Raw genomic sequence first — 21,238 nt, 5'->3', positions numbered from 1 at the left:
CTAGCCCAGTAACTCATCAATCGTCGAGGTGAGTTTATGCAGTGATGCGTCGTCCAGGCAAAATACAACCCGCATGGTAAACGAAGAGATCTGGATATCAAATTTGACCTCCATTACCAGACTGTGTTGCCAGCCCAGCTGATTAAAATCATGCTTCTCAGGCTGAAACAAGGTAGGCATTTGCAAATTGGTGGTCAGCTCGAGTTGTTCAGACAAACCCGACAAACAGGCGCCGGCCAGAATATTACACAGTTCCAGAATGGTCTCTTTTATATCTGCGTCGGACAGTGGTTGCTCGTACTCCATGAGTTCTGCCACCTCAGCCAAACCAGATTGCGACAAAATGGACATGACCTCGCCATGAATATCGCCCATAAACGACTGGCGGGTGTAATGAGCCTCTTGATTATGCCTCACCATCTCGAACAATTGTTCTGGCGTAACGGCGGTAATGTTAGGTATAGATATACCTATCTTTGTTTCGATTAAATGCGCAAGACTATTGGCAGCCTGACCCATTGAAATGTTCATGAGCTCTTGCAGGGCGTCTCGCTGGTCTTCAGTGAAAGCAATAGCATCGTTCATAGGTAACCCAACTCGAAAAGCGTCATCGCCAACTCTTCTTTGTCGAGTGGCTTACGAAGGAACTTCTTTGCCCCGAGGGACATCACAATTCGTTGTTTTTCCGGTTGAAAGTCAGCGCTAATCACAATTACGCTGGGCGAGCTGGACTGATTAGATAAATATTCGAGCACACCCACGCCATCGACTTCGGGCATGGTTAAATCAAGCAGCAATAGTTGAAATGGCTGCACCGACAGCTTGTCGATGGCTTCTTTGCCATTAGTGGCTTCTTCAATGGTGACTTCCAATTCTGGCGGCAACGCGCGTATTACACTACGCCGAGATAGCTTGGAATCATCCGCTACCAGTACCGATAAACTCATGCAGCACTCCGGGGCTTTTTCGTTAACCTAAGTATTTGTCATTTTCGTAATCCTGCAAGTTATCTTCGCGTAATTGTTAAAAATTACTGCTTTAGTGTAACTCGTCGGATGTTCTTCATTGCTTTATGTGACAAATGTGACTATTGGTAATCTTATGGTATTTAAGCGTGTGTTATGTATAAATCTGAATACACAAGTATGCAAAGTGATAATCGTGCGGAGGAAGGAAGTCTCGGGGAGCCCCGGGTTATCCGGTCCAGGGCTCTGGTTGAAGCGCAGTTAACGACGTTGTTGAATGAACCGCGCGATTTTATTGCCGTCAATAATTTTGAAGTTTTGTGGCGCTGCCGGCATGACATTGCGCCCGTCCTGCACCACTAACAATCCGTTCGGGTATTGCGGCCCCAAATTATGAGACGTAGCTGCGAGTCCGTCGGTTTCCGAGACGCCGTCGATACCTGCAAGCGGGTTCATAGCGACACCAAATGTGCCGAGCAGGCGGTGATTATCGTCCAGCGCATAAACAGCGAAACGGCTGTTTCCCTGGCTGGATACTATCAGGTAGCGCTGCTGCTCGTAGCGGTAAATATCCATGCCTTCAATATCTGCGTGTACCTGCTCATTTACCGCCGCAATCAACGTGGGGGCAGAGGCATCCGTTACCAGCGAACGCTTCCAAACGCCGGTCGACTCTTCACCGTAATAAAGTGTGCCGGTGTTATCGTCAATGACACAGCCTTCAGGCTGGCTGGGCAGGGTGAATTCGTTCAGACGCTGCGCACTTACCGTCGTGTCTTTAAAGGTTAGCGCGTAATGCTGAAAACGCCCATCGGTGTCATTCACCACCACGTGTAATTGAGCGTTGATTAAACCGGTACACAGCCCATACACATCCGACAGACCAGTGGGCACGTTGTCCAGCAATGCAACGGTACCTTGATTGTCGATACTGAATACCGACAGAGATTGTGATGAGCGGTTGCTTGCTACGGCTATATCAATACTGCCTTGTGCAGTTTGAATAGCCTGGCGCACATCCACATTGTTCACTCGTCCTACTGGCAGGGTTTGACGCAGACTGCCATCCAACGTATAGACATTGAGGCCAAATTTTTTGTCAGTTCCAAGAATGAGGCTGTCTGAGGGGGATTGTGGGTTTATCCAGAAAGCCGGATCGTCGGCGGCATCACCATACCGGTTTACCGGGGCGGTTTGAGCGTCGGCGGTGAGCATGATGCTTTGTTTTTCAGGTGTCTTTTTAACTCCTGCTCCCGGTAATTTCACGGCAAACAAGGTGTGACTGGCTTCGTCATAAATACCGGCTTGCAGGCCCTGTGAAGTCCCGGTAACACTGATGCTTTTCAGTTCGAGAGTGTCATCGACCTGCCAGCTTGTATTCTCTGAACCACGCATATGAATGAGGGCTTCATTGGTCGCTACGGTAAAATACACCTCTTCACTCAGAGCTGATACGGATTCGATCTCCGGTGCATTGGCAAAATAGTCTAAGTTTCGGGTATTTTCACCCTCTGGCTCGGCGGCGTATTGCCATATGCCGATTTCCTCTTCTGCTAGATAGAGCGTGCCTGATGCATCGGCAACACTGCAGGAAGAAATATTAGGGCCCACCATCAGGGTGCGTATATCCGTTATTTGCCAATCCTCTTGTCCGGGCAGTAACAGCGAATGTGTCAGTAAACCGCGGGCATCGGTGCTAAACACAAACAAATCAGCCTGTGATTTTTGCAGGCAAACGGTTTCGCGATCTGCTAGGTCAGCATGCGCAAGCAATCGCGAGTTAAACTCGCCTGATGTTGTATCCAGTGTGAACACCTGCATAGCGCTGGTATTGTTATCCAGCGTGGTGATCACCAATGTCTGGGCGTCCAGCCAACGCCAATCGGCCTGACTAAAGTGACCCTGCCAGTGCCCGAGTGTTTGGTAATCTGGCGACAGCCAGTGTAATCCAGTGTGCTCACTAACAACCAACCAGCCCGATAACGTATAGTTTGCAACCGGTAGTAAGTGTTCACCTTTTATCTGGATTTCGTTAAGTTCAATAGGCGTCGTAGGTCCTGTGTGTGCTTGCGTGGATGCTGTTCCCGAGCAGCCGGTTAACAGCAACCCCAGACTCAGACTTAGGGTTAAAGCGGCAAATTTCATTGGGCGGCTTCCTTGTGTGGCTGAAGTGAATGACTGTAAATCACGTCGCCTTGATCATTAATAAATTGAATCAGTGTTTCCCGGGCATTTACGCTTACCGCAGCAAAGCCTGCTGTGGAAGCGGCAAATCGCGTGAATTCACGTTGGCCGGTCGGACGAATTTCGGAACCCGCGCCAGATACAAAGTGCGCCATGTGCTTTCCGGCAGGCTGGTTGTGCTGAAGATCATGCTCGTGTCCGGCAAAATACGCATCTACCTGATACTGCTCTAACAGCGGTTCCAGTATGTTGCGAATTGCTTTATTTTTCCCGTAACGTTTGCCGCTGGAATACAGCGGATGGTGACCTATTACAAATGTCCAGGTTGCGTCCTGGTGTTCGGCCAGTTGCTGCGTCAGCCACTTAAGCTGCGCTTTCGCATCCTGTTTTTGTGTCTCTGCGTATTTAGCTTCCTGCTGGTAGTCCGGGTTCAGTGGGCTGGTGTCCAGAAAGAGTAAATGGACGGTGGCGCCATCGTCCAGAGTTTTCAAGACGCTGTAATATTGAGCGGGCATGTTCCAACGTCGACTTTTGGCGCTGTAATCGATTTGTGCCTGCCAGTTGCCCCGGTAATCGTGGTTACCCAGCACAACGTACCAGTTACTGAATAAATGAGGGCCGTGATAGACATTCTCGAAGGCGGTCTGCCAGTAGGGATCGTCTACCGATGCGATACCGTTGTCGTAAAAATTATCCCCGGTCGACACAATCATATCGACGTCAAATTGCCTGGCTGCGATATCCATCCATTGTGCCACACTGCGCTGTGCGAAATGGCCATTGCGGCCCCAATCGCCCAGCACCAGCCAGTTCCAGCTTTCATCCAGCATGTCGGCGTGCGCTGTGGCAATGACGTGCTGCTGGTAATAGTCGTCGGTATAAACGTCGCCGGCCAGCGAGTTAGCATGCAGCGCGAGACACGTGATGCCCCATAAAACCCGTATTTTCATTGTGTACCTTAGGTATTGCTATGCGTTTGTTAGCCACTGGCCGCAAACGCAGTCTGTGTTACTAAAATTAGAACGGGCGCGCTGGTCCTTGTGCGCCCGCGCTATTTTCTGGCTTATAGCTGCCAGTTGAAGCCCAGTTCGAACGTGCGACCATATTCTTCGTACTGCGCGTTTTGATTGCGCTGATCGAAGTAATGGTAGTAAGGCTCGTCATTGATATTAATTGCGTTGAAGTACACGGTAACGTCATCGTTAACGAAGTATTTGCCGGTAAAATCAAACTGCTGGTGGGCGTCTTCCATGCGAATCATGTCACCGTCGATTTCTTCGAGGTTCTTATTCTTGTAAGCCATGGTGAGTCGCAGGCTGAATTGATTGGCTTCGTAGCCAACTGTCAGGTTGCCCACGGTATCAGACTGGTTAGGCAAGCTGGTTTTATAGCGCTCGCCGTCGAGTAACGTAGTGGCATTTGAATTTGAGAAAGTGCCGTTAGCTGAGAGCAATAAGCCGTTGTCGAAGGCTTTCACCCACGACAATTCCAGGCCTAACAAGTCGGCGCTTTCACCGTTGACCGGCTGAATGACTTCGTCATAGCCTTCCCAGTCACTGGTACCGGCAACGTCGGCGTAAATCACGAAGTTATCGATTTTCTTATAAAATAACCCGGCGGACAGGACCCCAATGTCGCCCGGGTAATATTCCAGTGACAAATCATAGTTTGTGGCTTCATAAGGAAGCAAAGCAGGGTTACCCACTTCCGCTTCACGCTCCGTAACAAATTCGCCATCGTCCTCTTCCGTCTTGCTTTCGATAATCTGGTAGGCGGTGGACTCTTCAAAGCGGGGGCGAGAAATAGTCTGGGTAAATGCGGCCCTTAGAATCAATTGTTCTGAAAAGGTATACTTGGCATTTACGCTGGGTAAGAAGTAGTCGTATGAGCGGTCTGCCTGCCACGGCGTATTAACGACTTCTTCTACGTCGTTTTGCTCGTCTTCTACCAGTTCAACACGCATACCAGAGGTATCGAAATCGGTATTTTCGTAGCGGACACCGGCAACAATGTGCCATTGTTCGATATCAAAAGTACCCATAAAGTACGCTGCAAAAATATCTTCGTTGGTGTTGTATGACGCACCGTTCGACTCGAGTTCGGAGTCCAGTTCTGCCAATTCCAGTGAGCCGCGATTTTGCTTAAAGTCGCTGCGTAATGCAGACCGGTTTAATCCCGGCCCGAAGTTGCCCAATCCCCAATCGGGCTGAGTGGCAGCGAACTGAGAGGGGTCTACGCCATCAAAATCACCGTCGAAAATGTAAATGTTGCTGTCAACCTTTTTACTGCGTTGGCGCACTTTAAAACCGGCTTTCAGCTCACTCAGGTAAGGGTCATTGGCAAAAGAGCGGGTAATGTTTGCCTGAATACTGTTTTCTGTATCTTCGGTGTAATTATCTTCAAAGCTAATTTCGTCAAGCTCATAAGTACTCAGGTCGTCGACATCGGCGTTATAGGTCAGTGAAGGAATACGACGCATCATATCGCCTTCTATGCTGTCGTTTTCAGTAACCATCACGTAATACAACGCATCGGGTTCATCTTCGTCAGACTTCGCATAGCCCAACTGATAATCAAACAGCCATTCGCCGCGAGTGTGTTCTCCGCCCAGCGCCGCAGTAAAGATAGATTGCGATTCATAACGATCTTTGGATTCGCGCTCGACTTCCGAGTCTTCACCATCCAGCACAAACGTATTGCGCTGGCGGTACTCGGCGTCAGAAAACTCGCTGTAAAGGGTGCGCAGGTAGTACTGGTTATTAAAATCTGGTCGATAGTCAAGGTTTACCGCTGCACCTAACCGTTCCCGGGTAATGGTGTAATGGCGTTGTTCTATCTCGTCATCGGCATTGGATTCGATATTGTCCGAACCGAAGTCACGTTCGAAGTAACTTAGCGCGGCAGCAATACCAAACGTGTCATCCCACAGGTTGGTGTAGGTGGCCGATGCTTTGGGGCTTAATTCGTCACGCAGCTGATTCTGACTGACCTGCGCACTGAGTGTGGCAGTCTGGCCTTTGCGGTCAAACGCGCTCACACTTTTTACTTCAATAGCACCACCAATGGCATCGGCGTCCATATCAGACGTAACAGACTTGGACACTTCCAGTGTTTGAATAAGTTCCGACGGAATAACATCCAGTGCTACTGAACGCACACCGGCTTCCGGAGACGGAATATTCAGGCCGTTGATGGTAACGTTGTTCAGGTTCGGGTCGATACCACGGATGCCAACAAAGCGGCCTTCGCCCTGATCGCGTTCTATCGAAAGGCCTGGCAAACGCTGTAATGACTCTGCTGCGTTCTGGTCCGGAAACTGGCCAATGGCATCAGCTGACACAATCGATTTGATGTTGTCGGCCATACGTTGTTGGTTAATTGCATTTGCCTGACCGCTACGCTGTCCGCGCACCATGACCTCTTCCAACGCATCGTCTTTGGCTTCCAGTGTGATCACCGGTGTCATGTTTTCACCAGCGACGAGAGACACAGTCTGGCTAACGGGTTTGGCGCCCAGGTAGGTTACGACCAGTGTGTAGTCGCCCGCGGGCAGGTTAGTAAAACGAAACGTACCGTCACGGCGGGAAAATGTGACTTTGTCGAGTTCTTTGATTTCGATTTTTGCGCCGGCAAATACACGGTCTTGCTGGGCATTGGTCAACTGACCGATAAGGCCGGCATTGTCAGCCGCCACGGCTGAGGAAGCGGCAACAATGGTGCCTACCGCAACGGCTACCTGTGAAATTTTCATAGTCATGTGTGTTCTCATTGAAGAAGTGTTGTAAGCGTTGCGGCTAAGGTAGGAATGAAAAATGACAGTTCTGTGAAACACATCATGACGTTTTTGCGACAACGGCGCCAAAAAGCACGTTTTAGGCGCTTTACCCACAAATGCTGAGCCAAAATGACCCCCTTATAACTCATTGATTATAAATGCTTAACAAGAGAATCTCTGATTGTTGCCACGGGAGTTATCACAGTAGTGTCACATTTGTGAGCCAGAATGACCCCTATGATTTATGCAATTCAATATACGCTGTGGTACGTAATTTTTGGTTGCTGCAGAAAGTAGGATTTACGAATGAACTTCAGTTTATTGTTTCGACATCAGGGCTTGCTGGCTTTTGTTGTGGTGATACTGACCCTTGCCATGACCTTGTGTACCTTACACGGTGAGCTAAAACCCATGACCAGTATTGAATGGCTCGATGTCGTGGGCGAAGGCAGTGTGTGTCTGCTGACATTGTGCTGGATTTTTGCGGTTATGATTAGTCGCCCGCCGGGGCAGGTGACCACTTTGCTGGTGGTTGGATTAACCCTGTTTAGCTTTTCTGCACTGCTGGATGTCATTGATGAGTTCACCCATTACAGCAATGCGGCAACCTGGCTGAGCCTGGTAGAGTCGATTCCCGCGGCGGTCGGCATGGTGGTAATGAGCTTTGCGTTATACCTGTGGCATCAGGAGCAACTGGCGCTGAACCGTCAGTTACAGCGTCGCGAGCTCTGGTATCGCAGTCATGAACAAATCGATGTGATTACGCAACTGTATCGTGCAGATTACTGGCGTGATCGCGCCAGTACGCTGCAGGAGCAAGGTGTCGATGCGTCGGTGATCGTGTTAGACATCAACGATTTTTCTGAATTTAATCTGCGTTACGGTCACCAGGAAGGCGATCGTTTCTTACGCGAAATTTCGCAATTGATTGTCATGAACTTGCGCGCAGTGGACCTAGCCTGTCGCTATGCCGGGGACCGTTTTGTGATCCTGCTACCGGATACTGGTATGCCTGAAGCCCGGGAATTGGCAGACCAGTTGGAGCGCAGTATTCGCAATGTTGCGTTTAAAAGTGGCGGTCAGACAACCGCAATTTTCCACTCCGTTCGCAGTGCCTGTGCAAGGCTTAGCCAACACAGCACGTTGGCGGATCTCATGTCCGGCCTGAATCGGCAATTAGATGAAACCTCCCGGCAGGTGGCCTGAGCCTGTGCAGGAAACGATACGCAGTAAAAAGTGAAGTGCTGATGCGTAGTTCTGACGGCAAGAATACACGGCTGCTAACGGCAAACGACAAGGTGTTACCGGGGCGACAGCTGGCTGCAAATTTAGTGGCTGTCGCGGTAGCGCGAGGTGCGCCTGAGCACAAATTGTTGCGCGGCACCGGTATATTTACCGACGATTTAGTCGGTGACAGCACGCTGAGCTGCCGGCAAATTCAAAAACTCGCCGCTAACGCAATACAGTATGCCAAAGGCTATGATGTTGCCTTTCGTTTTGGTCAGCAATTGATAACAGGCTCTATGAATGACGCACTGCCGTACTTCATGCATGCCCGTCATTTTGGCCAGTGCCTGAGAGCCTTACCAGTGTTTCAGCCACTGGTGAGCCCGTTTGTATCGGCACAACGGTTTGAAGATGATGACTGCTACTACTATCTCCTTCAGGATGCGATGGGCTGCGGGAAATTGTTTGTCTTCATGGTTGAGGCTTATTGTGCTGCATTGGTTGCACTGGCGAAAATGTGCACGGGGAAACGCTTGCCCTTTCATTTTGATTTTCCCTTCGGCAGGCCTCGCCATATTCAGGAATACGAGGAAAACCTGGGATTTCGATTGCGGTTTAATCAACCTGTGTTTGCAATTCGCATTGAAAAACAGGCGATGTCAGTGCCCTGTTTACAACCAAATCTGACCTTGCAAGCCTACGCCCGTCACCGGTTAAATCGGCAAATGCACTATCGCCGAGGATTGCTCGACAGTGTACGTGCTCTGTTGCATAGAAATTCGTCGCTAACCCTGCCCGAAGCCGCGGCCAGGCTTAACATGAGCGCAGCCTCACTCAAGCGTAAACTGAGTGAACATCAAACCAGCTTTAGCGATTTACATGACAATATTCGCAGGCAGCAAGCGATTTTCTACTTACAGGTGCAAAAGCTAAACAATGAGCAAAGCGCGGTAAAAATGGCCTTCAGTGATATTACGAATTTCAGGCGAGCGGTGAAACGCTGGACAGGGCTAACCCCCAGTGAACTACGCCAGGTCTGAATAAAAAAGGCCGCATATACATGCGGCCTTTGACTTCCTGTCGTCTTGCACTGTCCAAGGGACCTGATTAAAAGCCCTTAGGCTTTCATTAATTTGTACATGTCTTCCAGTGCTTTCGGCATGGCGGCAGCATACTTTTTGACGTCTTCAATGCGGCCGGTGCTGACGCGTGACCATTGCTGATAGGTGCGGTACTGGCCGCGGATCAGCACATCCTGTTGTTCCATCGCTTTGCGGAACGCATTGGCATCGCCGTCGTCACCCAGGTTAACGAACACAAAGTTTGTAGTAGAAGGCAGGGCGGTTAAGCCGTTAGCTTTGACTGCTGACATAATGATGTCGCGGCCTTCTTTGACCTTGTCGCGCGAGAAGGACTTGAATGCTTCGTCATTGTAGCTGGCAATCGCTGCGGCGAGGCCGGCCTGGTTAATGGAGTAACCACCCAGCCCGTACTTGTTGATGAATTCCATATTCTCTTCGCTACCCAGCATGTAACCAACGCGCATTCCGGCCAAACCGTAGATTTTAGAGAAGGTGCGGGCAACAATGATATTGTGGCCTTCGTTGATCAACGGGATCATAGAGTGTTTAGGACCGTCTTCGATCAGTTCGTTATACGCTTCGTCTACCAGTACCAGTGTCTTTTTAGAGGCTTTGATACAGAACTCACGTAACTTCTTCGGATCCAGTAATTTCCCGGTCGGGTTATTCGGGTTACATACGTGTACCATGGCGATCTCTGGCGTGATCGCGTTGTAAAGCGCATCCAGATCGATATCCAGTGCCGCCGTATTCGGGACACGTACAATCTCAGGTCCACCCTGGCGTACCGGTGCCATTGAGGTGGTATCCCAGAACAAATCCGGGCCGAGGATTTTACCTTTGCTGGTGGCGGCAAAGGCGGCAAAGGCCAGAATCAAACTTGAGCCGGCTGTGATCGATACGTTTTCTGGCTTCAGTCCGTTGGACTCCGCCAGCATGTCTCGTAAGTACATACCGGCACGATAGGCGTAGTATGCGCCGCCGTCTTTACTGGCTTCAGCAATGGCTTTTAACGCTAAATCACTCGGTCCATAAGGGTTTTCGTTAGCGTTCAACTTCGCTACGCCGGGTGTTGGGCCATACATAATACCAGGCGCTTGCATGGTCTTTGCTGACGCAAGGCCAGCCGGGGTAATAATACCAGCCGCGCCTGCTGCTGAGGCAGCTAATGAACCGCCCAGAAATAGTCTTCTTGATGGGTTATAAGTCATGTGTTGTTCCTCTTAATTGAGTGTGGCCGGTTATAATGCTTTGCTAAACATGGCAACGGACACTATTACCAGGTAAACGCCAAAAAGACGCTTTAGCATTTTTTCGCTGAAACTATGCGCCATGGATGCACCAATGGGCGCCGTCATGATGGAACCCACACTGATGGCAATCAGAGCGGGTAGGTTTATGTACCCAACGGTGCCAAAAGGCATCGCTTCCGGGCTGGCGTTCTTCATGAATAAAAATCCAATTGCGCCAGGTAGGCCGATTAGCACACCAACGCCCGCTGCAGTGGCAACAGCCTGTTGAATTGTGCGACGGCACATGACCATAGTAATCACCGTAGGGGTGCCCCCACCGATCCCCAGCAAGGCTGAAAATCCACCAATTACAAAGGCCAGTATGGCTTTCCCCGGACCTTTCGGCATAGAGAAAGACATGCCCGGACGAACCACATAATCCGGGAAAAGAAAGTAAATCGAATACAGCAATACACCCGCTGCAAATACGATAGTTAATCCACCACTGCTGGTGTGGTTGGCAATGGCCACACCGCTTAGCACGCCAAGAATAATCCAGATAAACCAGGACTTAAGCATGTCGAAATCGACAGCGCCACGCTTCTTGTGAGCAAGTACCGAACGAGCACTGGAAATTACGATGGAAGCCAGGGAGGTTCCGATTGCAACTTTCACTAACTCGTCAGAGGCAGGGGTGAAAAAAGGAAAGACTGCGAGAAGGGCAGGGACGACGACAAAACCTCCACCATTACCAAAAAGGCCGGATGTAATGCCTGCGACTGCGCCCGCAACGCACAAAGTGAGGACGAACCAGACGAGTTCAATCTCCATAACAACAGTGCTCCACTTGTTAAATAAAAATTCGTTTTTTTGTAATATTTATAAAGTAGAAAGTATAATTTTTTGTGCATTTTGTCGCGTGGATCGCGATGAGTGACATGATACAGACGACCAGCCTTGCGGCTGGTCGTTGTCGGGTTAGATCTCAGAAATGATCCCCACCTTTAGAACGATGCGTTCAGCTTCATGTAGTAGTAACCACCTTGCCAGTCAACAATAGAGTCTGAGCGGTAGATACGGCCACAGCAGGTTTCGCCAATGGTGCCTGGGTCAGGGTAGTTGTCGAACAGGTTACGCGCACCCAAAGACACTGACAGTGTTTCATTGATGAAGTAGGTACCTTCCAGATCGAACATGTACTCAGGATCGAACTCCTGAATCTGTGCTACACCGATAGGCTCGCCGGCTTCATTTGTCTCGATGCCATTTGAGTTCTCGTAAGAACCGTAGTAACTCAAACGGGCGGTAACGCTAAAGTCGTCCATTGAATGTTTAACAGAAACTACACCACGTGTACTCGGAGTGCCGTTTTCAAAGTCAAAGCGGTCTTCCAGATTGAATAAGTCACCTGGGTCGCCATCAAACTCGTTGGTACCGTAGTTAAATGATGCGGTGATCATGGTGTCACCCATATCAGACTCCATGCTGTAAGTGGCAACAACATCCAAGCCTTCAGTAACGGTATCAAACGCGTTTTGGAAGAAGAATACGCCACCGATAGTGTTAGCACCGACTACGCCAGCAGCATCAAGCGCCAAATAATTTTGGTATGCGCCGTATCCATCAGCGTCAGGGTCTGTCACTACAGTCGTGGAAACATCCAAAGTTGAAATCGCGTTAACACGGTCTTCCAGCAGAATGTGATAGTAATCTACAGTCAGGGTTAAGCTGTCTAATTCTGCGGTTAAACCAAAGGTAAAGTTAGTTGATGTTTCTGGCTTAAGAATCTCAGCTCCTAATGCCTGTGCTACTACACTGTTCGCCGGGAATAAACCGGTCGCAACCGGGAAGCCATTTGGTAAACGTGTAGAAACATTTGTAGTACCTTGCTGACCAGGAGTAGGAGCGCGGAAACCAGTACCATATGAAGAACGCAGTGCAACTTCGTCAGTCAGCTGGTAAATACCCGCAATTTTGTAAACCACTTCAGAACCAAAATCAGAGTAGTCTTCGTAACGGATCGCAGCTTGTGCAAACAATGCGTCAGTTATATCACCAGAGATATCACCGTATACCGCGTAAGAGTCACGCTCGTAAGTGCCAATGAACTCGTCTGAATAACCTGGGAAACCGTTGGAACCTACGCCTACGGCCGTGAATACAGGGTCTATACCGTCGAAACCATCAACAGGATTACCATTCTCATCGGTAGCTGAGGTGTAGTTCGCACAATTCAACCCATTTGCAATTGCCGTAGCAACTTGCTCATCAGTTGCCAGTCCAAAACCGTTGTCAACGCGAGAACACAAACCGTATGGATCAGGGATTGAGTGAGGACCAACGGCATAAGAGGCTTCGTCACCCTGAGAGATCTCGTAAGACTCTTCCATGTAGCTCAAACCAAATGCGAACACGTATTCAGCAAGGTCATAGGTGAAGTCAGCCTGGAATTGCAATTCGTCGTTGCTCAGGTCTCCGGGGTGGAATTTAGTGGGAGACGCACTGCCCATTGATGGGTTGATAGTATTGGCCAGGGTGTAGGAGATTTCGTTGTAGCCGTAACGACCGCTGATGTCGTAACCCAACGAGCCAGTCATACCTTTCAGGCCAGCAGCAAATGAGTAGTCAGTGATGTCACCAAAGAATCGAGGCGTAAAACCACCTGGGAATTTTTCAAGCGGAGAGTAGATTGTGCCGTCGATTTCACGCAGATCTTCGATAGTACCGTTGCCAGGGTAACGGTAGAAGAATGAACCATCACCTTCACTTTCGGAGTAGTTCGCGAAGCTGTATAGTTCCATGTCGCCAGACAGTGCATAGCCCGCATTCATGAATACCTTCGCGCCGCTGTAGTTTGGTTGACCCCAAGGCTGTACTTCACCGTCAGTGCCGTGTACAGAGCGACCTTGTTCTTCCGCATTTGCAATATATTCAGCTGATTGATCGTCTACACAGAACCAGCTTTCACAGTATTGCTCGCCGCGGTATGTCGCTTCTGAATCAGTAACTTCTGCAGAGATGCTTAGGAAACCGTCATCACCCAGTGAGAAACCTTTGTTACCGCTGATAGTGTACTGTTGACCGTCGCCTTCATAATACTGACCTGCATCTAAAGACACTGAGCCGCCTTCAGCGTTATTTTTAAGCTGGAAGTTAATTACCCCAGCGATAGCATCTGAACCGTACTGTGCGGCCGCGCCGTCACGTAGTACTTCTACACTGCCTAGTGCAGCTGCAGGAATGGTTGCAAGGTCAGGACCCTGAGTACCAGAACCACCGATTTGAACTAATGCAGCACGGTGACGGCGTTTACCGTTTACCAACACCAATGTTTTGTCTGTAGGCAGGCCACGCAGTGATGCTGGACGAATGAAAGTACCACCATCAGAAATTGGCTGACGGCTCAGGGTATAAGAGGGAACCAACGTCATCATGATGTCGTTCATATCAGATGAGGCCACGCCGTTAATGTCATCGGCGGTCAGTACGTCTACCGGTACTGGCGAGCTGGTTACGGAACGAGGAGCACCACGCGCACCAACAACCGCAATTTTTTCAACGTTTTCTTCAGCGGCTTCTTCTGCCATTGCAGAGGTAGCCACTGTCATTGATAGCGAGTAACCGGCAAGACCTGCCAGCACTGCTGCATTTAATTTATTGAGTTTCATCATGTGTTCCCTAAATTGCCATATAGCTATGATCTTTTTAGGTGCATGCGCGCAGAGCGTGAAATCACGCAGATGGCTAAAATTGCCCCAAAATGGTACGCGTAAGCACCAAACTTAAACATTTATTGAGCTTAGTGAGGACGACAACACGCGCCATCGTCTGTAATGAGACTAAAAAAAGAGCACGGTAGAACGGAAGAAAAAAGAATATTGAGGGTTATAACTAAAATATTGAGCCCTGAATTAAGCTCAATTAAATCATGGGTTTAGAGGCTGGTTGGTACAATAAAATATTTTATAATAAATACATTCGACACAATAATTTAACAAACAGGCACCGAAACCTGACCAGTTGGTGGCATGTAACTTGCTGAATTAGAATGGAAAAAGCCTGGTATGTTGATTTTTAAAAGGTTTGTTACAAATCGATTATTTCGCATACTAAAACGAATGGTTACACTTGAAGAGTTGTTATCGAGCATGAATTCTAAACAGCTACAGTATTTTCTGGTCACCGTGCAAAAAGGAAGTATTGCCGCTGCAGCAAGAGAGCTGGACATTGCCCAGCCTGCTATTAGTCAGCAGTTAGCTAATTTAGAGCGAGAGATGGGCAGTGCACTCTTCGAGCGCAGTTTCAAAGGCGTGAGTCTGACTGCCGCAGGGAAATTGTTCGAGAAGCACGCCAGAAAACTCATTGATGACATAAACAACGCCAAGATGGAGTTGCAGCAACTCGCCGCTGTACAGCAGGGTAAAGTACGGGTTGGTATGCTGCCGTCCATAGGTAATGTGTTGTCAATGTCGCTGATAGCACAGGTAACACGTTGGTATCCGCAGTTAAAACTGGAGATCAGTACCGGCCCGTCCTACGCGGTAAAGGAGTGGTTGCAAAGCAATCAGGTTGATATCGCGCTGACTTACGAACAAGAAGTCGAGCCGAGGTTTATGACGGTATACCCACTGATTGAAGAATTCATGTATCTGGTGGTAGGCGTTAATGAGGCATCCGACAATTACACCTCGCTAAAAACCAGAGAGACGATTCACTTTTGGGAACTGAGTCAGTACGAATTACTTACGCCAGGTACCAAGGATGCGCTGGGGCGACTAATCGACAAGTACGAGCGTGAAACCGGCGTAGCATTAAAACACGATAAAGCCTATTCGGGTCAGCTAATGACCGGACTTCGCCAGGTCATACAGGGCGAAGGGTTAATGATTCTGCCGTCTTCTGCGATGTATCATCTGGAGGACAGTAAGGTAGTTAAATCGCTGAAAATTACCCAGCCGGAAATGAAACGACAGGTCATTGCCGCTACTAACAGTAACTTTGCGTTAACTGACGCGATTGTGAAGATGATTGCGATTATCCAGGAAGTGACGGCTACTGAGCAGCAGGCCGGTCACTGGCGGGGTAAATTTGTGGGCCAGCTCAAGCATGCTGATGTCCGCAGCTTATCATCTTCAACCAGCGCACCAGGTAGCTTGGAAGCAACGCTGAGGGCTTACGATTAAGTCATGGCTTGCTTCCTGTAACAAGGAGGAAGCATTATGACAACGGGCCCTAATCCCCATGAAGTTGCGCCGATCCCGGCAGCCAAACAGGTCACCTTTCTGAAGAACATTATTACTTCACCCAATATAATGGTGGGAGAATACACCTATGTTGACGATCCCGAGCTGGCGCGGGATTTCGAAAAAAACGTGCTCTACCATTTTGATTTTATAGGCGACAAGCTAATCATTGGAAAGTTTTGTGCCCTTGCCAATAAGGTCACCTTTATCATGAATGGTGCTAATCACCCGTTAAATGGGGTGAGTACCTACCCGTTCTATATTTTCGGCAATGGCTGGGAAACGGCTGCACCTCAGCCGGGAGACCTGCCCTATAAAGGTGATACCAGGGTTGGAAATGATGTCTGGATTGGCTATGACGCGACTATTATGCCCGGTGTAACCATTGGAAACGGTGCAATCGTTGCGTCTAAATCAGTCGTCACAAAAGATGTGCCAGCCTACGCCGTGGTGGCAGGTAACCCTGCTAAGGTGTTAAAAATGCGCTTTGACGACGCAACGATAGCCAGGCTGGAAAGTCTGTGCTGGTGGGACTGGCCAATTGAAACTATCACTGAAGCGCTGCCAGCGATCACCAGCGGCAATATTGATGCGCTATCGGCCATCGGTAATTGATGGCCTCAAACCATAGCTGGTCTTAAGCACTGCGCTTTATTCGGGGCAAAATGTATCGCTGTTGGTACCACAGTAGTGGTGCAAACACGGTGAATAAGCCCAGCGCGTAAAGCATTTTGGTACCTAATCCGACCGCTATGGTGGCGCAGAATAAACAGCTCAGCACGACCAAAGGTCTGTGACGGGCCGACAGTAAACGCACAGCAGCCAGCATACTCGCAAGATAGATAAGCACAAATACGCCATTTACCCAGCCAATCAGATCCTCAAGGTCGTGCTTGCCATAGTGAGTGATGAACAGGGTGGCCGTCATTACGATCAAAATACACTGCAGTGCCCGTTGTGGTACCTGATGCCCATTGAGTGCCTGGAAATAACCAGGAAGTACATTGTCATTACTCAGGCTCCAGATCAGACGTGACAGGCTGGCGGTGTACACGTTTACGGTAGCCAGACCACCCGCAACACCAAGTGCGCCAATAATATAAGCGCCCCCTGCTGAGAATTGCTGATCAAACACGGTGACCATGCTCAGGGTGTCTGATACTGGTGTATCGATTAACAGATAGGTGCAACCCAGATAAATTAACCCAACCAGTAGGGTACCGGTCATAATGGCCGGGACCAGATCGCGCTTGGGATTCTGAAAGTCATCGGCCAGATGCGAGATCGCTTCGATTCCCAGGAAACTCCAAAAGGCTATGCCCATGGCACCTAACACCGGGGTGATAGCAAAGGTGCCGGTCGATATCGATATTTCAGGTGTTGACGCCGTCGACTGCCCTGCCACCATGGCGGTTACAACGAGCGTGATGACCAGAGTAAGCATGAGCTGCAATGTCGCAGAGAACTGTATACCGCGATAGTTGAGTAAAAATAGTAATCCGATGATGCTGAGCTGAACAGGTAATGCCCAGTCTGCAGACAGGCCAAATAAGGTTTCTATAAACCAGTAAGTCATTATGATTGCTGCGGGGGCGCCTATGGGCACCACAAACAAAAACAGTAGCCCGATCGTGCGGCCTGCCGATTTTCCGAATGCTTTCTCTACAAAGTATGCTGGTCCACCGGCATGAGGGTAAGACGATGACAGTTTGGCAAACACCATAGCCACCGGCAAAATGGCTAGGGTGAGCAATATCCAGCTTAACATGGCCCAGTTGCCAGCTGTTTCTATGGTCATTTGTGGCAGGATAAATACACTGGTTCCCAACAAAGTGGTGGTGAGTAGGCCGGCTCCCTGCCAACGTCCGATTTTGTGTGCACTGTGTTGTGTCATGCTCTGAAAAGTCCTGAAAACGAAAAAATAATGTCTGACTCTGGCTAGCCAGAGAAAACTTAACTAACTGAATCGTCTTTAATAAATTTAATATTCTCTTTTGGGATAGCTACGCGACCTGAATAAACCGAGAAAAGTCTGTGCAAACGCCTATTGCGTAATATACTGCGTTTTCCTATTTCAATATGGCTTAATTTACAGGCATTCAGTGGGTTGGTACCGTCACTTTGCCGGTAAACAAGGTTTTTACCCGCAATATGCAGGAATAAATAACAATGGATAAATTCGATCATGCGATTATTGCGCAGTTGCGACAGAATGCGCGAGCCAGTGTGTCTGCGATAGCGGACGAGGTTGGCCTGTCGCGCTCTGCGGTGACAGAGCGCATAAAAAAGCTGGAGTCGAGCAATGTCATTCGCGGCTATCAGGTCATGCTATCTGAATCTCAGAAAGAAGGCGTTGCAGCGTATTTGGAAATTCAGCATAAACGAGCCCGCTGCACGGATGTTGTTCCGCATTTCAGGGCAATTCCTGAAGTGGTCTCGTGCTATGGCGTAACGGGGGAGTGTGATCTTATTGTGCTCATTCGCGCCGATACCATGCGACGTCTGCACGAAATCCGTGAGCATATTGATACCATCGACGACATCATCAAAATCAAAACCCATGTGGTACTCAACCAATGGCTGGGTTAAGACGGCAATGTCAGAAATTTTGACAACTGTATCGCTCAGCGAAAAAGCAATTTTATTAAGTTATTAATAGATAACGCCATTTATATTCTGGTCCGGGTTATGCACGATTTTAACAAGGGGCTGCTGACCTTTGCTGTATTATTTTTGTTCTATATAGAAGCGTTTTAATCGCGAAACAGGCCTACAGGCATAGTCATTCTACGTCAAAGGACTGTGACAAAGAGTAAAACGCTTCTATGACGAACCCGAAGGGCAGCGTTTGTGCGTCATTTATGCTGCGTTATCGTCCACTTATGTAGAGCAACTACACTACGTGGACTCTGCCTTGCCTAAATGACGCACAACTCGCTGCAAAAACATACGGCAAAGGTCAGCAGCCCCTGGTAGCTAACGCTACAAACCAACAGGCAAACAGAGAAGTAGAGGTATGTATGTCTTGTTTAACCCGACAACTTCAAAAACAATTGGTGCGATACGTTCAGCGTAGCGCCAAGATTGACACCCCCTGTGATCCTGCTCATGTGCGTAATGAGCTTATCAGCAAAGGAGTGTGCCCAAGCTCGGTCACCGAGGGGCAAATGCGACAAATTCTGGAAGTCGCGGGTTTGATGTAATACACAATCGCAGGTTTAAATCTGCGAGAGGAAGGCAAATAAAAAGCGGCGCTATAATCAAGCGCCGCTTTTGTGTTTTGAATACGCTGAAGGTTATTTCAGGTCAAAACGGTCGTTTTGCATGACTTTGGTCCAGGCTGCTACGAAATCTTTCACGAATTTTTCGTTAGCATCACCGGCGGCATACACTTCAGCGATTGCACGCAGTTCTGTGTTTGAACCAAAGATCAGGTCGACGGGTGTTGCGGTCCACTTCACTTTACCCGTGCTGCGATCGCGACCTTCGTATACACCTTCTTTGTCAGTCTTGCTCCACACTGTGCCCATGTCCAGCAGGTTGGTGAAGAAGTCATTGCTCAGTGTTCCCGGCTTGTCAGTAAACACGCCGTGCTTCGCACCTTTGTAGTTTGCGTCCAGCGAACGTAAACCACCCAGCAGAGCAGTCATCTCTGGCACCGACAGGTTTAACAAGTCAGCGCGTTCTACCAACGCTTCAGCAGGAGACAAGTAGTTCTTCTCTGGTGCGTAGTAGTTGCGGAATGCATCAGCTACCGGTTCAAGATAAGCAAATGATTCGACATCGGTCATGTCCTGAGTGGCATCCATGCGACCTGGTACAAAAGGTACCGTGATGTCATGGCCAGCATCTTTTGCGGCTTTTTCAATCGCAGCGGCACCCGCAAGAACAATGATGTCGGCAGTTGAAATACGCTTGTTACCTGACGCTTTACGGTTAAAGCTGTTCTTCACTTTTTCAAGTTTCAGCAGTACTTTGTCCAGCTCTTTCGGGTTGTTCACTTCCCAACCGTTTTGAGGGGCAAGGCGAACACGTGCACCATTCGCACCACCACGCATGTCAGTACCTCGGTAGCTGGCTGCTGACGCCCAGGCTACGCGAACCAGTTCCTGAACACTTAATCCCGTATCCAGAATGTCTTTTTTCAGTTTTGCTACGTCACGGTCTGATACCAGCTCGTGGTTTACTTCTGGAATCGGATCCTGCCATACCAATACTTCTGCAGGTACTTCGTCACCCAGGTAACGAGCACGTGGCCCCAGATCACGGTGGTTTAGTTTGAACCAGGCTTTTGCGAAGGCCAGCTCAAACTCAGCCGGATCAGCGCGGAAGCGCTCTGCAATTTTACGGAATTCCGGGTCTTCTTTTATCGCGATATCGGTAGTGAACATAATCGGCTTGTGACGCTTAGTTGGATCGTGTGCGTCAGGTACCATGTTCGCTGCTGCGTCTGTATCCGGAACCCACTGAGTTGCACCAGCCGGGCTCTTCGTCTTCACCCAGTTGAAGCTGAACAGGTTGTCCAGGTAGTTGGTTGTCCATTGGGTTGGCGTAACTGTCCACGCACCTTCCAGGCCGCTGGTAATGGTGTCTTCAGAATGGCCTTTACCACACTTGTTTTTCCAACCAAAGCCTTGGTCTTCCAGTTCGCCAGCTGCAGGCTCTGCACCAACACAATCTTTCGGACTTTTCGCGCCGTGTGCTTTACCAAAGGTGTGGCCACCTGCGATCAGCGCAACGATTTCTTCGTCATTCATTGCCATCCGGCCAAACGACATGCGAATGTCTTTTGCTGCCAGCAGTGGGTCCGGGTTGCCATGTGGACCTTCCGGGTTAACATAGATCAAACCCATTTCAACCGCGGCCAATGGGCCTTTTAGTTTACCGAACTTGTCGCGACGCTCGTCAGTCAGCATTTTGCCTTCCGGGCCCCAGTACACATAATCCGGCTCCCAGTCGTCTTCACGACCACCGGCATAACCGAAGGTTTTGAAGCCCATGTCTTCCAGCGCAACGTTACCAGTTAACGCCATCAGGTCAGCCCAAGAAATCTTGCGGCCGTACTTTGATTTTACTGGCCATAGTAAGCGGCGAGCTTTGTCCAGGTTGGCGTTGTCCGGCCAGCTGTTCAGTGGATCAAAACGTTGTTGACCGCCACCTGCGCCACCGCGACCGTCGTGTACACGGTAAGTACCGGCTGCGTGCCAGGCCATACGAATGAAGAAAGGACCATAGTGACCATAATCAGCTGGCCACCAGTCTTGCGACTCAGTTAATACGGCGCGAATGTCCTCTTTAACTGCTTTAAGGTCTAAGGATTCAAACTCAGCGGCGTAGTCGAATTGCTCACCGTATGGGTTAGACTCGATACCATGTGCGCGCAGCTGGCTGAGATCCAATTGATCAGGCCACCAGAATTTGTTGGTTTTTGGGGCGGTGTCGGCATGTGCCGGGGCTGTCATCACAACAGGCGACAATGCGATAGCAATTGCAGCTGCAAGTGACAGTGTTTTTTTCATTTTCATATGTC

At 49.3% G+C, this 21,238-nt stretch carries 15 protein-coding genes; 5 read left to right on the top strand and 10 right to left on the bottom strand.

All coding sequences use genetic code 11. From position 1 onward, the window contains the following. The 5 genes from BUB81_RS14205 to BUB81_RS14185 all read right to left on the bottom strand — a co-directional run bounded on the left by BUB81_RS14205 (window position 1) and on the right by BUB81_RS14185 (window position 6,906). Complete coding sequence (locus BUB81_RS14205; RefSeq protein WP_073323849.1) at window positions 1-585, bottom strand: chemotaxis protein CheX; 585 nt, start codon at window positions 583-585, stop codon at window positions 1-3. Then, window positions 582-947: a response regulator gene (locus BUB81_RS14200; RefSeq protein WP_073323847.1), complete on the bottom strand. Its 366-nt coding sequence runs from the start codon at window positions 945-947 to the stop codon at window positions 582-584. Before BUB81_RS14200 ends, BUB81_RS14205 begins: the two co-directional genes overlap by 4 nt. Window positions 948-1,226: 279 nt before the next feature. Further along, complete coding sequence (locus BUB81_RS14195) at window positions 1,227-3,110, bottom strand: phytase (protein ID WP_073323845.1); 1,884 nt, start codon at window positions 3,108-3,110, stop codon at window positions 1,227-1,229. Beyond that, complete coding sequence (locus BUB81_RS14190; RefSeq protein ID WP_073323843.1) at window positions 3,107-4,099, bottom strand: purple acid phosphatase family protein; 993 nt, start codon at window positions 4,097-4,099, stop codon at window positions 3,107-3,109. Before BUB81_RS14190 ends, BUB81_RS14195 begins: the two co-directional genes overlap by 4 nt. Before the next feature lie 113 nt (window positions 4,100-4,212). Beyond that, window positions 4,213-6,906, bottom strand: a complete 2,694-nt coding sequence (locus BUB81_RS14185; RefSeq protein WP_073323841.1) for a TonB-dependent receptor — start codon at window positions 6,904-6,906, stop codon at window positions 4,213-4,215. Between the two features lie 324 nt (window positions 6,907-7,230). Between BUB81_RS14185 and BUB81_RS14180 the strand changes: the two genes are divergently transcribed. Both BUB81_RS14180 and BUB81_RS14175 read left to right on the top strand, forming a co-directional pair. After that, window positions 7,231-8,130, top strand: a complete 900-nt coding sequence (locus BUB81_RS14180; protein ID WP_073323839.1) for a GGDEF domain-containing protein — start codon at window positions 7,231-7,233, stop codon at window positions 8,128-8,130. Between the two features lie 41 nt (window positions 8,131-8,171). Beyond that, on the top strand, window positions 8,172-9,191 hold the full coding sequence (locus BUB81_RS14175) for an AraC family transcriptional regulator (protein WP_073323837.1): 1,020 nt from the start codon (window positions 8,172-8,174) through the stop codon (window positions 9,189-9,191). A 77-nt stretch (window positions 9,192-9,268) separates the two neighbouring features. Here BUB81_RS14175 and BUB81_RS14170 read toward each other — a convergent pair whose 3' ends face one another. From BUB81_RS14170 to BUB81_RS14160, 3 genes are all read right to left on the bottom strand, one after another. Then, entirely contained in the window at window positions 9,269-10,444 is a 1,176-nt protein-coding gene (locus BUB81_RS14170) for a pyridoxal phosphate-dependent aminotransferase (protein WP_073323835.1), read from the bottom strand. A 30-nt stretch (window positions 10,445-10,474) separates the two neighbouring features. After that, entirely contained in the window at window positions 10,475-11,296 is an 822-nt protein-coding gene (locus BUB81_RS14165; protein WP_073323833.1) for a sulfite exporter TauE/SafE family protein, read from the bottom strand. Window positions 11,297-11,469: 173 nt separating this feature from the next. Continuing rightward, entirely contained in the window at window positions 11,470-14,133 is a 2,664-nt protein-coding gene (locus tag BUB81_RS14160) for a TonB-dependent receptor plug domain-containing protein (protein WP_175555815.1), read from the bottom strand. A gap of 480 nt (window positions 14,134-14,613) precedes the next feature. Here BUB81_RS14160 and BUB81_RS14155 point away from each other — a divergent pair, with 480 nt between their 5' ends. Continuing rightward, window positions 14,614-15,648 (top strand): LysR family transcriptional regulator, encoded by a 1,035-nt coding sequence (locus tag BUB81_RS14155; RefSeq protein ID WP_073323949.1) that lies wholly within the window; start codon window positions 14,614-14,616, stop codon window positions 15,646-15,648. Window positions 15,649-15,684: 36 nt separating this feature from the next. After that, window positions 15,685-16,323 (top strand): Vat family streptogramin A O-acetyltransferase, encoded by a 639-nt coding sequence (locus BUB81_RS14150; RefSeq protein WP_073323828.1) that lies wholly within the window; start codon window positions 15,685-15,687, stop codon window positions 16,321-16,323. 22 nt (window positions 16,324-16,345) lie between these two features. Here the strand turns inward: BUB81_RS14150 and yjeH are convergent, their stop codons facing one another. Beyond that, window positions 16,346-17,602, bottom strand: a complete 1,257-nt coding sequence (gene yjeH / locus BUB81_RS14145; protein ID WP_073323826.1) for an L-methionine/branched-chain amino acid transporter — start codon at window positions 17,600-17,602, stop codon at window positions 16,346-16,348. Window positions 17,603-17,877: 275 nt separating this feature from the next. Here yjeH and BUB81_RS14135 point away from each other — a divergent pair, with 275 nt between their 5' ends. Then, window positions 17,878-18,297: an Lrp/AsnC family transcriptional regulator gene (locus BUB81_RS14135; RefSeq protein ID WP_073323822.1), complete on the top strand. Its 420-nt coding sequence runs from the start codon at window positions 17,878-17,880 to the stop codon at window positions 18,295-18,297. A 707-nt stretch (window positions 18,298-19,004) separates the two neighbouring features. Here the strand turns inward: BUB81_RS14135 and katG are convergent. Next, a complete protein-coding gene (gene katG, locus BUB81_RS14125; protein WP_073323947.1) occupies window positions 19,005-21,227 on the bottom strand; it encodes a catalase/peroxidase HPI in 2,223 nt (740 codons plus the stop codon). Window positions 21,228-21,238: the final 11 nt, after the last annotated feature.

Origin of the sequence: Marisediminitalea aggregata (assembly GCF_900129565.1) — a bacterium.
In the GTDB taxonomy this organism is placed as follows: domain Bacteria; phylum Pseudomonadota; class Gammaproteobacteria; order Enterobacterales; family Alteromonadaceae; genus Alteromonas; species Alteromonas aggregata.
The sequence above is the reverse complement of the archived record's forward strand: the minus strand, read 5'-3'. Positions and strand labels throughout refer to the sequence as shown.

Coding starts and splice junctions, on each gene's coding strand:
- BUB81_RS14180 (WP_073323839.1), top strand. CDS start 7,231: ATGAACTTCAGTTTATTGTTTCGACATCAGGGCTTGCTGGCTTTTGTT.
- katG (WP_073323947.1), bottom strand. CDS start 21,227: ATGAAAAAAACACTGTCACTTGCAGCTGCAATTGCTATCGCATTGTCG.
- BUB81_RS14150 (WP_073323828.1), top strand. CDS start 15,685: ATGACAACGGGCCCTAATCCCCATGAAGTTGCGCCGATCCCGGCAGCC.
- BUB81_RS14135 (WP_073323822.1), top strand. CDS start 17,878: ATGGATAAATTCGATCATGCGATTATTGCGCAGTTGCGACAGAATGCG.
- BUB81_RS14165 (WP_073323833.1), bottom strand. CDS start 11,296: ATGGAGATTGAACTCGTCTGGTTCGTCCTCACTTTGTGCGTTGCGGGC.
- BUB81_RS14190 (WP_073323843.1), bottom strand. CDS start 4,099: ATGAAAATACGGGTTTTATGGGGCATCACGTGTCTCGCGCTGCATGCT.
- yjeH (WP_073323826.1), bottom strand. CDS start 17,602: ATGACACAACACAGTGCACACAAAATCGGACGTTGGCAGGGAGCCGGC.
- BUB81_RS14175 (WP_073323837.1), top strand. CDS start 8,172: ATGCGTAGTTCTGACGGCAAGAATACACGGCTGCTAACGGCAAACGAC.
- BUB81_RS14195 (WP_073323845.1), bottom strand. CDS start 3,110: ATGAAATTTGCCGCTTTAACCCTAAGTCTGAGTCTGGGGTTGCTGTTA.
- BUB81_RS14170 (WP_073323835.1), bottom strand. CDS start 10,444: ATGACTTATAACCCATCAAGAAGACTATTTCTGGGCGGTTCATTAGCT.
- BUB81_RS14205 (WP_073323849.1), bottom strand. CDS start 585: ATGAACGATGCTATTGCTTTCACTGAAGACCAGCGAGACGCCCTGCAA.
- BUB81_RS14185 (WP_073323841.1), bottom strand. CDS start 6,906: ATGACTATGAAAATTTCACAGGTAGCCGTTGCGGTAGGCACCATTGTT.
- BUB81_RS14155 (WP_073323949.1), top strand. CDS start 14,614: ATGAATTCTAAACAGCTACAGTATTTTCTGGTCACCGTGCAAAAAGGA.
- BUB81_RS14160 (WP_175555815.1), bottom strand. CDS start 14,133: ATGAAACTCAATAAATTAAATGCAGCAGTGCTGGCAGGTCTTGCCGGT.
- BUB81_RS14200 (WP_073323847.1), bottom strand. CDS start 947: ATGAGTTTATCGGTACTGGTAGCGGATGATTCCAAGCTATCTCGGCGT.